Source organism: Pelagicoccus sp. SDUM812005 (assembly GCF_031127875.1).
Lineage (GTDB): Bacteria > Verrucomicrobiota > Verrucomicrobiia > Opitutales > Opitutaceae > Pelagicoccus.
The window spans coordinates 34,305-49,603 of record NZ_JARXIA010000028.1 but is presented as its reverse complement, the minus strand read 5'-3'; the positions used below and the strand labels follow the sequence as shown (position 1 = coordinate 49,603).

Annotated in this window: 1 protein-coding gene (only partly in view); it reads right to left on the bottom strand. The window is 61.4% G+C overall.

Every position in this 15,299-nt window falls within one protein-coding gene, locus tag QEH57_RS22890, for a pre-peptidase C-terminal domain-containing protein (RefSeq protein WP_309009128.1), read on the bottom strand. The gene is 49,821 nt long; 19,437 of those nucleotides lie to the left of the window and 15,085 to its right, leaving coding positions 15,086–30,384 in view, spanning codon 5,029 (partial) through codon 10,128 (complete); the first complete codon in reading order (the gene reads right to left) occupies window positions 15,295–15,297. Both the start codon and the stop codon lie outside the window.

The following is a 15,299-nucleotide window of genomic DNA, read 5'->3' as shown; positions in this document are numbered from 1 at the left end:
GCTGGAGGTGTCCGCTACGGGAACGCCTTCAGGGAACTCAAGGGTACGATTGCCTGGATCCGGGATAAGCGGTACGGTTCCGATGGTGATCGAGTCGTCGCCGGAGCCGGTAGAGATGAAGGTGGTGGCCGCTGTATCATCGGAAAGGATACTGTCGTCGCCGCCGCGGGTGTCGATGGATACAAGCTCGATGCCGCGGAAGTAAACCACGTCCGGGTTCTCGCTGTCGGCAGCGGTGAAGGTCATGACGCCGGTGCGGCCGGAGCCGAAGCCGTAGGCGTTGCTGGTGATGTTGTCCGCCTTTTCGCCGCCAAGGATGACGAGCTCGTCGCGGCCGGAGCCGATGCCGGTGTCGTTGATGTCGACGCGGCCGCCGTTTTCGCCGGCCATGGAGAGCACGTAGAGCTCGGCCAGGTGGGTAGCGTCGCCGGTGGTGAGATTCTTGTTATCGAGAGTGGCGGAACCGGTCCAGATCCCGGCGTTGTAGGTGGTGGAGCCAACCGAGATGACGCCGTCCGCGGCGCCGACCATGAGAATGTTGCGATCGGTGGAACCGCTGATTTCCGCGGACTCGAAGATGCCGCCCAGGTTTTCGACCGTGGCGCCCGTATTGAAGCGGGTGAAGCTGTCCGGGATGCCCACGCTCGGGTTGTTGGCCTTGGAGGTTTCGACCAACTCGGACTCGGACGGGAGACCGCTGATGTAGCCGCCGCCAACCAGGTTGCTGCTGTCGGCAGTGAGCATGAGCACGTTCAGGCCGCGTACGGTGGAGGACTTCAGGAAGGTGACCTTCCAAGTGTAGGGAAGCAGGACGCCTTCGGTATTGCTGAAGAGCTCGACGGAAACGCTACCGATGGCCACGCGGTCGTTGAGGGCTTCGAGGGCGGCGTCTACTTCCGCGGCGGTCGCGTCCCAATCGATAGCGGTGGTGGTAGCAGTGTTAACGCCATCGCTGAAGGTTAGCGTGAACGTACCGCCTGCCCCGCTGTGGGTGACGCGTTGAACTTCTACGACTTCGGTGTCCTCGATCACCTCGCGCGTGATGGTGACGCTGGAGGAGTTGTCGGTGAGCAAGGCCTCGCCCGGCTTCGGAGCGCCGGTCGGTCCGAAGAAAGTGACATCCCAAATGTACGGGCCGCCGGTGCTCTTGGCGGTGACGCGAAGGCTTGTGACGGTGGAGAGAGCGAGCAGCGCTTGCTCGATGGCGTCCGGATCCGCGTTGTATGCGAGTGCGGTGGTGGTCTGGCCACGGTAGGTGAGCGTGAAGGTTCCACTGGTGAGGGTACTGTTGATGCGCTGGACCTCGTTCTTGTCGTAGCCGTCGGTGATGGTAACGATCTGCACCTCGCCGTCGCCGCGCATCTGGCCGTTGATGAAGAAGTCGTCGGTGAGGAAGGAGTCGCCGGTGAGCGATTCGATCAGCGTATCGTGTCCACCTGCGTCGGTGAAGGTATCCATTCCGTAACCACCGGTGACACGGTCGTCGCCGAGGCCGCTGTCGAGGAAGTCGTTGAACGGAGTTCCGATGAGGCGATCGTTTCCTTCTCCGCCCACCAGCTTGACGATGACTTGGTCGGTCGGGGAGATGGTGATGACTTGGGAATCGGTCTGGATGGTATCGCTGCGGCCCACGGCGCTGGCGTCGATCCGGTCGTCCCCACCCTTCGCGTCGACCGTTAAGGCGTCGGACTCGGAGCGGACCGCATTGATGAGGGCCATGCTGTAGACGCCCACGCGGCTGATGGTGATCTCGGTGTAAGAGCGGGAGTCCATATTGGCTCCGGAAGCGGAGAGCATGAACGTATCCACTCCGTCATCACCGAAGATCGTGAGGCTATCCGTAGCGAAGTCCTGAGCGATGCTGACCTTGGCGACTTGCTGGGTAATGGACTCGTCCTCGCCGTCCTCGTTCTCGAAGGTTTCGGTGACGTTCTCAAAGCCGCTGGAAGTGATGCGGCGGCCGAAATCGATTACGAACTGCTGCAAGCCGACCGCGTTCAGATCGTTGACCGTGATGGAATCGGATCCGGCGCCCGCGTCGATGTAGAGGGACTCTACGCTCTGGGTTGTGATGACCACGCCACTGACGTCGATATCCAATTGGTAACTACCGTTGGCCGCCTCGCTGACGGTAATGACGTCGCTGTCGGGACTACCGAAGATGTTCAAGCTGTCCGTGCCACTGCCGGCGATGACGGTGACGTTGCCGCCTTGGCTGTTGGCATCGACATTGATGATGTCGTCGCCCGCGCCCGCGTCGATGGACTTGGCAGGTCCGGTGATCTCGTCGTTGCCGGTGCTGCCGTTGATGACGTCGTTCACGCTGCCGCCGAGCAAGCGGTCGTTGCCGGAGCCGCCATTGATGGTAACGGCGCCCACGCCGCTGTGCTCCATGTAGTCGTTGCCGTCGTTGCCATTCATGGTACCGGTGCCCGAACCGGTCCAGCCGATGTAATCGTCGCCGGTGCCGCCGCTCAGGGTCGCGGTGGAGGAACCGGCGTAGATGATGGCGTCGTTGCCAGAGCCCATGTCAATGGTGACAGGAATGCTTGGCTCGTTGCTGACGGTGCCAGTCGTGTCGTCGTAGCGGCCAAAGGCCACCATGTCGGTGCCGCTGCCGAAGTTCGCATGGATGCTGGTGACGTTCTGGAAGGTATTGCTGCGACCGAAGGCGGTTACCTTGACGGTGCGGCCGACTCCATCGTCGCTCGGACCGAGGTCTTCCACGAGGTAGCTCTCGTCTTCGTCTGCGGTGGCGAGGTTGCGCACGCTCGCCCGGCTGCCGACGTTCAGGTAGAGGGCTCCGCCGGACCAGACGCGACCGTTGCCCGCGTCGCCGCCATGGTAGACCGGCTCGGGCAACTGCAGGGTACCGATCTTGAAGTGGGCGGTCTTGGTGACGCGGACGAAGAGGATCTTGATACGGGCGCGGACCGTGAGAGTGATCGGCGTCTTGCCCTGCCCTTCTGCGGCGAAGGAGAAGTTGAGTCCGAGTCCGGCCAGGGTGATGCCGAAGACCTTGGCCTTGGCGCTGGCGCTGCCGCTCAGTTCGAAGCGGTAGATATTGTTGCCGATGCTGTCCTGGCCGACGACCTTGGAAAGGGCTCGGAAGTGGAAGCTGCCGAAGAGGCCGAAGCCGCCGCCGCCCAGAGTGAGGCGACCGTCGAGCTTGATGTCGAACTGACCTTCAGAGTTCAGCCAGATGCTGGCGCTCAGGCTGGCCAAGCCGAAGAAGTTCATACTGGTGCTGGCGGAGAGCTCCCACTCGCCGTTGGCGACCTTGATCTCGAAGTTGGCATCGAGCTTGAGCACGGCGAGGATTTCCAAGCGGCCTTGCAAAGCCAGGCGGAAGGAGTTCTTGGCCAAGGTGGCGCCGTTGAGAACGCGGGAGGCATTCGACGTATTGATTTCTAGGATACCGGAGGCATCGATATTGAAGACGATGAAGCTGGCGGAGGCGCGGACGTTCAAGCGCAGGGCCATGCCCGGATTCGCGTCGGTGTAGACGGCCGCCCCGCCCGAGGCGCTCAAGGTGAGCGGACCGATATTGAAGGTGACATCGAATTCGAGCGAGAAGCCGTTGGCGCCGACGTAGACGGCCACAGATCCGGAGGCCTTGGCGAAGCCGAGGAATTCCACGCTGCCCTGCAGCTTGAGGCGGATGCCCGGATCGATGCTGGAGGTGCCCAGCACCTGCGTCTCGCGGGAAGTGTTGAGCTCCATGAGGGCGGCGACGTTGAACTTGAGGCCGATGTTTTGACCGAAGGCCGCATCCAGCTCGATGTCGATGCGAGCCACCAAGCCCTTGCTGTCGACGCGGAATCCGCTGTTGCGCAGGGTCAAGGTGCCGAGCCCTTCTAGAGCGAGCGAACCATTGATGATGAGCTCGATGGCAGGATTCGCTCCGGCGAACTCGAGGCGGAACTCGACCACCCCGACGATCTCGAACTTGTCGGCGACCTTCAGGGTACCGGCGAGGTAGAGCTTGAAGCCACCCACCGTGTCGAGGGTGACGGACTCGGTGACGAGGTTATCGTTGGAGTCGCGTTCGAATCCGCCGAAGAACTGCAGTCCGTTGACGGTTTGCGTAGTGGTCTTGAAGGTTTCGACCGTTTGCTGCGTTCCGAACGTGTTGAGCTCGAGGAGCAGGATGCCGCCCAGCTCGACGTCTGGGATGCTGGTGCTAGTCAAGGAGAGCATGACGCGGCCGACGATGCCGGTGTTCTCTCCGATGTAGACGTTGAGGTTGAGGGTGCCGACCAGGGTTCCGAGGAATTCGATTTCGGCGGAAACGGCGCCGGTTACCGATAAGCGAGCCCCGGCTCCACCGCCCGCTGAGGAGGTTCCAGCTGCCACATCGATCTTGATGTAGCCGGTCAAGGTCAGGGCCCCGCCAATGGTCAACTCCGCTTCCACGATGGCGGAAACGTAAACCTCGCCATCCGCCGGCTCGCTGGAGCTACGGCTGCCGTCGATGCCGGGAGCGCCCTTGTAGATAGTAATAGTGGTGGCCTCGCCTTCCTGCATGAGCGGCAGGAACGCATCCGGCACGTTGAAGACCACGTCCTGCCTGGTCGTGTTGAACATGACGGTGACCTTACCGGTCGCGCTGAAGAGCGTGCCCACGTTTGGCAGGCCAACTCCCGCGGAACGGGTCACCTTGAGGTAACCGGCGATACCCAGATTCTCGCCCGCTTCGAGTCCGGTTTGGATAACCACCAAACCGGTGGCCTGAGCGTAGGTGAGCTGAGCGTCGCCTACTCCGAAGGAGAGTTCGGCGGTGGCGAACATCTCGAAGCCGGTTGGGTTGATGTTGAGATAGAACCCGCCTTCCAGACGAACGAGGTCGGTGCCCGTGCCCGGCGGCTGCAAGCGGGCCTGCCCGACCACTTCGAGGCCGAAGGTATGAGGAGCGAGCTCGAAGGTGCGGGTCACGTCCTGGCCGTTGTTGAGGCCCTTGAGGGTAAGGGTTTCCGTCTTGGTGTGCTCGGTGAGGTTGAGCTGCAGGGTACCCTTGGCAAAGAGGAAGACGCCGTACTGCTCGAGGAAGGAGAAGTTGGTCTCCATGGTGGCGACACCCCAAATCTGCGGCGAGTCGCTGAGCGTATTGCTGTTGTCGAGGACGAAGCGTCCGGCGGTGGCGCCGACCGAGCCGAGCTTGTAGAGCTTGAGCTGGCCGTCGAAGTCGAGCTGGAAGACGGAGCGAACCGTGTCGATCTCGAGAGTAACGGCGGCTGCGAGCTCGAGGATTGGCTCGTCGAGGAATCCGCCTGCGTTGAGGATGAGGCCCCCGTCGATATCGATGAAGAAGGAGGAGGCTTGCGTGACCAAACGGACGGAGGAGCTGCCGCCGGTTCCGGCATTGCCAGCGGTGTCGGACCAGCTGCCTGCCTGGAAGATCATTTCCAAGAGTCCAGTGTCGAGCTGGCCTTGGTAGAGGTAACGGAACGTGAGCTCGCCGCGGTCGTTGTCATTGGCGAGCGCATACACGTCTTTGAAGAGAAGGTTTTGAGCCTGAGCTCCGCTGAGCTTAAACTCGTCGCCATCGATGGTGGAGGCATCGACCTGGGCTCCGCCAACGGGGCTGAAGGTGATGTCGAAGTACGGGCCAGCGCGGGTCGGATTGGACGGGTCGGTGAAGGTCGCGGCGACCTTGGCGTCGGCCCGGTCGATCTGGGCTTGGGTGACTACGTTGCCGCTGGTGTCCTGCCATGCGCCTTCGAAGAAGGTGATGGTAACCGAGCTGGCGTCGGCGCCCTTGGAGATGAAGTAACGGAAGACTCCGTTGCCGAGGTTCACCGGCGTCGCTTCGAGCACGAGCGCAGTGCCGTCTCCGTCGAGCAGCTCGAATTCCGGTGCGGCGTCGAGGATGGAATCGATATCGATTTCCACGCTGCTCTCTATTCCACCGACGACCGTGATAATATCGTTGAAAGTGATATCGACGTAACCGCGGCTGTTGAGCTCTTCGCGGTTCTGCACGCTGCCGGACGGTGGGTTGGTCAGCTCGGCGCTCGGCGCTTCCACGCGGAAGCTGGTGGCCTTGGCCAAGTTGCTCATGCCCTCGGAATCTTCCACGCTGCCCGCTACGAACTCGAGCGTGTAAGAGCCTTCGCCCAAGACGGACTCGATGGTGTAGATGTAGGTATCCGTTCCGCTGATACGCATTGGAGCGCCCAGTTCGATCACCGTGCCGTCGGCGGCCTTGAGGATGAACTCGTCTCCGTCGATGGTGCTGTGGTCGATCGCATTGCCATCGCTACCGCGGAAGATGACTTCGAACTGGTTGTCCGCATTGGCCAATTCCTCGTGGCCGATGCCCATGCCGTCGAGGGCGAGGTCTTGACCGTCGCGTTCCCAAGTGGGCTGGGCGGTGGGACCTTCGACCATGAAGTTCAACGTGAAGGCACGGTTGCTGATGCCCGCTTCGTCGGTCCAGCCGTTGGCGGCGAAGCTTACGTCGACCTTGCCGGTGCTGAACTCGCCGTTGAGGAAGAAGCGGAAGACGTTGTTGCCAAGGGCGAGCGGCGCATCGCTGGTGACGGTGACTCCGCTGGCGCCAAGGCCGCCTAGAGTAAAGAGGTTGCTCGCGGCGAGGATATCCGCGGGATCCAGCGAGCTGCCGGAGCTGGCCGCGAATTCGATATCGATGAAACCGCGATCGTTGCCGATCAGGATTTCGCCCGGAGCGGGCGAGCTGAGTACCGCGTTGACCGTATCCCCTGCAGCGGTGCCGCCGGTAGCCGCGCCGTTGTAAGCGAACTTCGAGGAATCGAGCTTGGCCTTCACCTGGAAGGTGTCGGTCGAGAAGGTGACGCCTGCATCGACCTCGATCATCACCGGAACGCGGAAGATATTGGTATCGGTTTCGTTGAAAAGATCGTTGGTGGTGTCGAGCGTGACGGTGACGCCACTGATGACCGAGCCGCCTTGGTAGGCTTGTAGTTGGATTCCGTCTACAGAGGTATCGAGGTCGATGAACTCGACGCCGGAATCGAGCACCGAATCGATATCGAGCGAGAAGCCGTCTGGAATGGTCAATCCATCGAAGGCGATTTCCAAGATTGCAGGTGAGGTACCGCCGGGAGCGGGGCTGGCCGTATCGACCTCGACCTCAACGTTGTTGCCGGCGCTGGCGAAGCTGTAAGCCCACGCGTTGTCGAGATAGGTCAAGGTGACCTCCCCTTCGTCCGCCCACTCGCCTACGAGGAAGTAGCGAACGGTAACCTCCGTGGTATCGTCGCTAAGGATCAGCGGAGCTTGGCCGCCGTCCAAGGTGATGGAGCCCAGTCCGGCGCCGGTGAGGCGGAATTCCGGATCGTAGTCAGTGATGGAGTCGAGATCGATGCTCGCTCCGCTCGGATCGGTCGGCTGGCTGAAGACCACATCCATGTAGTTGCGACCATTGAGCAGGTTGACGTCCACATGAGCGTCGGTGCCGGGATTGAGCAAGACGGCTGTGGCGCCCTCCACGGAGAATGTCTGGGTGAAGGCTTCGTTGCTGCCGCCCGTGATGGCTACGCCGCTTTCGAGGGTGCCGTCCTGGTGCTTGAAGCTGCCTTCGATGAACTCGACGCTGTATCCACCTAGCGTATACTTGAAGGAAGCGTCGGTAACGAGGTAACGGAAGCGGCGGGTCCCGGTCTTGCGGATGGCCGCCACGAGGGCGAAAGCGGAAAGCTCGGCGTTGTCGGTGGGCGCATCGGTGAGATCCGATACGAGCAAGACGTCCTCTTCGGTTCCGTCGGAGAGCACGCGCACCACCTTGGTCGGGGTGTCGCCCGTCTTCTTGACGACGAGGGCTGCGTCTTCCGCGCCCCGTTCGGTGACCACGGTGTCGATGGGAATGGGAGCGCCGTTGAGCTCGATGGAACCGCCGTTGAGCATGAGATTGAACTCGGCCCCATCATCCAAGATCGAGTCGTAGTCGAGCGTGGCATTGCGAGCGGGCTCGTAATTGACGTCGATGTAGCGGTAGTCCGTACCGTCGAGGGTAAAGAGGTTCGACGAGTCGTTGGCCACGCCTACGTCGATCATGCTGCCATCGGGCACGGGAGCCAACATGGCCGCGCCCGGAGCGGTGCCCGCTGCATTGGCGGAACGTGGATCGAATACGTCGAAGGCAATCTCTTCGCCATCCGCGTTGCGGAAGCCCATCTTGATGCGGCCGTGCAGCGTCAAGAGCTCGAGCTGCTCGGGGATGTCGGCGAGGAAGAGGATGGTGACGTCCCCTGCTGCGACGTTGGAAAGGTCGGCGTAGAGCTTGCCGCCGATGCTGAGGTTGTCGGCGAGGAAGTTGAGCTTGCCGCCGATCAGGAACTTACCGTCGGTGCTGATCTTGACGTAGACCTGGCCGTTGAAGAGCTGCTCGGAGGTGTAGGTGGAGTAGATCTTGGCGCTGCCGGTAATGGTCATCGGCGATGAGAAGGCTGCCGAGAATCCGTTCATGCTCGGGTTCTCCGCGATCAGCTTGGCCTGCAGCGCCACTTGGCCGCGTACCGAGTCGAGCCAACTGGCCGCGTCGACCGAAGCCGGAGGTCCGAACTCGTTCGAGCGGAGGGCGAAAGGATCGTCGATGGACGGCAAGGTCTTGAAGAACTCGACGCCAGCGGAGAAGTCGGAAAGCGTGAGGCCGGAATTCGGCTCGATGAGGACCGGGATGTCCGCGGTGATGAGCACTCCCAGCGGCCCGAGTTCGCTGAGGGCGAAGCGGATGCCGAAGCCGGCCATGCCTGCGAGGGAGAAGGTTCCTTCCACGCCCACGAAGAAGACGCGCTGGTGAACGGGCGTTACCGTATCCAGCGGACTGATGATGGCGAAGTTCGAATCCAGTTTTAGGATACCGCCGATCAAGCCAGCCCCGACTTCGCCGCCGAACATTTCGCCCTTTACCGATACGCCGATGGACTCGATGTCGATGATGGGGAACTTGCCCTCGAGCAGGAGCTTCGGAGAAATCTTGATGCCACGGATGGCGCCGGAGAACTCGACCGCGTCCAGACCTTGGATTTCGGTAACTTCGGCCGAAAGGATGAGCACGAAGTCGCCGGGATCGTTTTCAATATCCGCCCACTGGATACCAATTTCCGTGATGCGGATCGGCATGAAGGCGGGCCACTTGAAGGAAGAACCGGTAGCGGATCCAACCGCGATGAAAACGCCGAATCCGGGTTTCGCGTCGAAGCTGCCGTCGCCGAGGAAAGCGAAGTTGCGAGCCTCGCCGGTGAGCTCGAGGGCGCCGATCTTGACGGTGGCGCCGATGGAGATGAAGGAAACGAGCTCTTCCGTATCCGATGCTCCGGTATCGAGCTCGAAGCCAACTGCGCGGAAGGTAACGAAGCTGCTGAACTTGAGCTCAAGCGTGTCGACGGAGAACTTGAAGGCTTCCACGCGGCCATTGTCGTCGAACTCCAGGGTAGCCCGCATCGCTTCGTCGTCCTGGGTGCCGTCGGGGCGGACATCGGTGGCGTCGTTGCGATCGCGGATGGTGCCATTGATGGCCTTGCCCGGGAGGAAGCGGGCTCCGCCGGTGGCGATGTAGATTTCGCCGGTCAGCTTGATGCCAGTGTCAAAGTTAACCGTGAAGTCGCTGAGGCCGATGCGCAGGTCGTCGAACTCGACGATGTTGCCGATCTTGATGGCGGGCTGGTTGGTGGAAGTGGCGCCCGGAGCGGTGGAGGTAGTGTTGGAGGCAATACCGCCGTAGCGCAGTTCCGCGGTGCCGAGAGTAAAGCCGTTGGTGCGGATGACGAGGCCGGGAATGGTGTCGCCGTTTTCGCGGATGAAGGGCTCGATCTTGCCTTGGATATCGATCTTTGGAAACTGCACGATCGCAGTTTCGACCACCAGAAGTTCCTGGACGGGGTTGTCCGGATTGTTGGTCGCGTAGTCGGGATCGTAGTTGAGGGCGATGCCCGAAGCGGTGACCTTGACCACGTCCGGAACCTCGACCTCGAGGGCTCCGATGCGCAGGCCGAACTTGCCGGGAACTTCCACGCGGACGTTTCCACTGAGCAAGCCGAAGGCGTCCACGCCAATATCGAAAGTGCCGAGCACGCCGAGCAATTCCGCCGTCACGCCGCTGCTCTGCTGTTGGGCGCTTTGGCCTGTAGTGTTTCCACCACTACCGCCGAAGGCCATGGTGGCGCGGTTGACGCCGATGCCGACGGTGAGCATGAGCAAGCCGTCCTTGAAGCCGATGTCCTCGATACCGACGGTGGGACCTTCCAGCTGCAGCGGACCGAGGTTGATTACGATCGCGTCCGGAGCCTTGGTGGCGCCGGGAGCAGCTGGGTCGATGGTGAAGCTCTGCTTGAGGCCAGAGATGTTTTGGGCGGCGAGGATGGCAGCTGTGGTATCGGTCGCGGCCGCGCCCTTGGTGCTGAAGGAATTGTCGAGGAAGACCACTTCCACGGTGCCCGCCTTGAAGAGCTTGTTGGTCTGCACCGCGGTTGTAGTGCTGGTGCCAGTACCGGTGGTCGGCGTGGTAGGCGTTGCCGGTTGCGGCTTTTCCTTGAGGAAGTAGCGGTAGGTAACGCTGGTCGCACTATCCTCGAAACCTGCGGTCAGGAGCGGCGAGCCGGAGATAACCGGCGCTCCCGTAGTCGCATCGATGAGGAGCTGGTCGATGCCGGTGCCGACCAACTTGAACTCGGGCGCCGCGTCGGTGATGGAAGCCTTGTTGATAGCCGTGCCGTCCTGGCTGACGTAGGTGATGTCGATGTAACGCTTGGCGTTGATGGAAAGCACGTCCACGGCGCCGCCATTGTTCGGGCCGCTGAGCTGGGCGATCGGACCGGGACTCGTGTTTACGTTGGGAACGATGTTCAGGTACTCCAGCTCGGAGAAGTTGCCGATGCCATTGTTGTCGGAGAAGGAGCCCTTGAGGATCTCGATGGTGACCAGATCGTTGCTGGACGGCAGGGTGCCGCTGATCTGGTAGCGGTAAGTATTGGTCTTGCCAGCCACCGCCACGCCCACGCCGTTGATGGTCAAGCCGGTGATGGGCGCACCGTTCTTGAGGAGGCGGAACTCTTGGGCCGCGTCGGTGATGGAGCTGGTCTTGAGGCCAACACCATTGAGGTCGTTGAACTGGATATCGATGTAGCGGTTCGTCAGCAGGTCATCGATAGTGATGACGCCCCATTGCTCGATGTTGGCGTTAACCGGACCGGCAAAGTCAGCAGTTGGGAAGAAGTCGAAGCCGCTGCCGACCGTATTCGAGGAGCCCGATCCGCTGGAGCCCGAACCGGACGGCAGGCTCACTCCGATCTGGTCCATGATAGAGAAGCCGTTGACCTTGAAGCTCTGCATCTCGAAGCCTTGCGTCTGGCTGATGCTGAAGGCGGCGCTGCCTTGAATGGCGAACATGCTTTCGCCGGAACCGTTGTTGATGGAAACGGAGGCGCCGCCGACCATCACGTCGATGTCGCCGCTTGGCTTGCGATTGAGGAAGATGGTGCCGCCGATGCTGAATACGTTGCCAACGGAGAACTTGGCGTTGCGGGCGATGAAGGAGAAAGTACCCGGAGCAATGGCGGTCGCGTTGGCGCCGCTGCCGACCGTCACGGTCTGCGTGCTGTTGTTCATCAGGAAGGTCACGTCGCCCTCCACCGTCAGGCCATCGAGTCCTACCAGGGCAAGCTTGCCGGAAGCCTTGAAGGCGTAGAGTCCGTCGCTCTTAGTCGCCGGGGTCGGATCGACGAAGTCCATGGTCGCCCCGGAAACGCGCACCCCGATGGCGTCCTCGTTGTTGGATCCGTCTTCCAAGGTGTAGGGACCGCTGCCGATGAAGATGCCTAGATTGCTGCCGCTGAACTTGCCGGCGCTAATGCGGAAGTCGCCCTGCAACTCGAGGATGTTGCCGAAGTTGAAGTCGAGGTCCTGCACCACAAATTGGGCAGGCGTCTTCTTGCCCACGCTCACCGTAATCTGAGCGGTGCCCACGGTGACCACCGTATCGACATCGGAGTTGGACGTATTGAAGAGGAAGCCAACCGAGCCGCCCGCTTCGAAGCCCGGCAGGGTCAGGGCCGCCTTGCCAGTCACGATGCCGGCCACGCCGCTGCGAAGGATCACGATCGCGCCGGAACCGGTGCCAGTGCCGTCCGCGTTTTGCTTCATGCCGGGCTGGTCAGTGCCGCCGGCGATGGAGACTTGGGCGGCTCCAATGAGCATGACCTGCTGGTTGGTGGCGCCGATCTTGACGAGCTTTTGCTCGAAGCTGAAGTTGCCGGACAAGGTGAACTCGCCGATGGAAAGCGCCGCATCCAAAGCTTGGGCACGGAAGAAGGGTCCCTTCTCTAGCTTGAGAATCTTGGTCGTGGTGGTGCCGTCGCTATTGTTGAAGACGAAACGCTCGTCGACCGCGCGATTCAGATTGTTGATCTGGAATACGAGGGTGGCGGTGAGGTTGGCATTGAGAGAGTCGCTGAGGGCGTCGGTCAAACCGGTGGTGCCGCTGAACTCGCCGGCGATGCCTTGCGGGGTCATGATGAGCGAGCCTTGGCCGTCGCGCAGATAAACGCCCTTGTCGTCGTCCGAGCTCGGCAAGGCGCCGGAGTCGCCGAGGAAGATGGAGGTTTCGGTCAAGCCGACGCGTACGACCTTGGTGCCGCTGGCAGTGGTGATCTGCTCGAAGAAGAAGACCGTCTCGAGCGTTTGCCCCATCACCGTGAGGGAAACCGGCGAGCCGGGGAAGCCGGCCTGCACGCGAACGTAAGGTCCAGCCGCTACGTCGAGGGCGATGTCGCCGAAACCGGTAATGGTGAAGACGCGCACCACGCGGGCCTTGGTGGTGTTGATCTGGATGAAGGCTTCGCCCGCGAAGCTGAAGTCATCCTTCAAGGAATCCGAAATGGTCAGACCGGCGCGAAGCTGGGCGGCGATACCGGTGTTGGTGATGAGTATCGCTCCGGTGGATACGGTGGCGGTGACGAAGGTTTCAGTGCCATTGCCGAGCTTCAGCGAAACGTCAGCCAGAACGATAGCGATGGTAGTGCCTTGCTTTTCGAAAGCGAAATTACCGGTGAGGGTTTGGCCTGCGGCGGTGAGGTAAACATCGGTCCCTTCTACGCGAACGCCATTCTTTATGGTGACCTTTGGCGTGGCGGCGTCGCCGTCGTCATCGAGCTGGTACGCGAGGCCTGTAGTGTTGAAGCCGATACGGAAGGTTCCGCCAATGGTGACGCCTGGGATGTCCACGGCTACCGATACGCGGATGAGGCCGACCATGCCGCGTTGCGTTGAGCTGCTTACGATTTCTAGAACGCTCGCTTCGCCCTCCGGGCTTTCCGCCCGAACGAATTCGCGTCCACCGGCGTTGAGCGAGAGAACGACGTTGTCGACGACAATGCGGGTCAGCTGGGTATCGGAGTTGGCTCCGGTGCCGCCGATCTTCTTGTCGGCTCCCAGATTGACGATGCGCTCGAAGCTGAAGTCGCCGCGCAGCTGCTGGCCGGCGATGGTGACGTCGAGGCCTGTGACCGCGACCTTGATGTAAGGACCAGCCGGAACCTCCAGGGTCAGGTCCGTGGATCCGACGCGGAAAGTTTCCTTAACCGCAGCGGCGGTGTTGTTGATGGAAACCGAGACGCTGGCCACTTGCAGGCCTTTGCCCGGCTCGAAGTAGACCGTGGCCCCGGCGCTGAACTGACCCGCCAAGCCGGCAGGAGTGAGCAAGAGGATCGCGGTGCCATCCGTGATGCGCAGGCCGACGTCGTCGCTGGTGTCGGCAGCGGTGCCGCCATTGTCGCCGAGGAAAAGCTCCAGATTGTTGATACCGATGCGGATGATCTTGGTATCGTCGGTGGTACCGAAGAGCTTGTCCGCGCCTGGAGCCTTGACCTGTTCGAAGGCGAAGTCGCCCGCCAAGGTTTGGCCGAAGAGATCGAGGGAGAAGTTTTCGATATCGACGCGGAAGAACGGTCCCGCCTTGAGGTCGAGCGTGAGATCGCCGCTACCGGTCGGAACCGGGAAGGTCGCCTTCACCGCGGTGCTGCGTGTATTAATAGAGACCGTTACATCCGCAGTCGTTTCCACGACATCCGGGATGCGTAGGCTGATGTTTCCGCTGGCCATGCCGGCCACGCCCTCCGGCGCCACCAAGAAGGCTACCGTGCCACCGGTCATGCGGAGACCGGCGTCATCGGAGAAGTCGCTGGCCGTCCCGTTATCGTCGCCGAGGAAGAAGCTGATATCCGTTCCGGCAATACGCAGGAAAGTCTTCGGAGCGGCGGTGCCGACAGGTAGCGTTGTGGAGCGCTCGAAGAAGAAGTTACCGGAAAGGGTTTGACCGGCGATCGAGAGGGAGGCGTTGCCCGCTCCGAAGCGAACGTAGTTGCCCGCGGCCATGGTGAGCGTATCGGTAACGCCGCCAACCTCGAACTCTTGGCTGATGGCCAGGCCGGTGTTGTTGATCTCGAGGGAGAGAGTGCCGCTGAAGGTGATGCCCGGGATATTGAGGGTAACCGTGCCGGAGAGACGACCCGCCAAGCCCTTCTTGGTGATCCCGTTGGAAGTGTAGCTTTCGATGACGAAGCGTCCCTCCCCTTCCGTCAGGGTAACGAAGTTCGTAGTTCCATCGCCCAGAGCGAGTGAGACTTCGGAAGCAGCCAAGGTCAGCTTCGATTGGTCGTCAGCATTGCCGAGGATGCCATCGCTTCCCGCTGTTTTGACCTGTTCGAAGGCGAAGTTTCCGGAAAGGGTTTGCCCAGCAATGGTGAGCGAAGCGTCATTCGCGTAAACCTGCAGGTAAGGACCGGCTGGCATATCGACCACGATCTTCTCGTCGCCAATCGTAACCGACTCCTGGATACGGCTCTGAGTCTGGTTGATGCGCAGACCGAAGGTGCCGCTGAGGTCCACTCCGTCGATCACGCCACCGAGGTCGACGGTGACTTCCACTTGCCCGACGATACCGCCAGTGTTGGCGACAGGCGTTCCGTCCACCACGCGATCCGGCAAGACGAGCAAGACGCCCTGTCCATTGGAAATCTGGATACCGCCGATATCGGCGTTGAGCTTGTTGACGGCCAAGGTGAGTCGGCTCTGCCCTTCCGCAGTCGTACGCTTCTGGATAAAGATGTCGGCGATGATAACGATGTCGCCGATCTGGAAGGAACCACCCAGAGCTTCGAACTGGAAGAAGGGACCGGCAGGGATACGGGTCTTGGCTGCGTCGTCCAAAATGATGGGCGAGAGACCGGTGTTGATCACCAAGGAGATCTTGTCGGCCGAGATGGCGACCGGTCCGAGGTCGAGCGAAGCGCCGAGCGTGAGCTTGCCGGCGATGCCTGCAT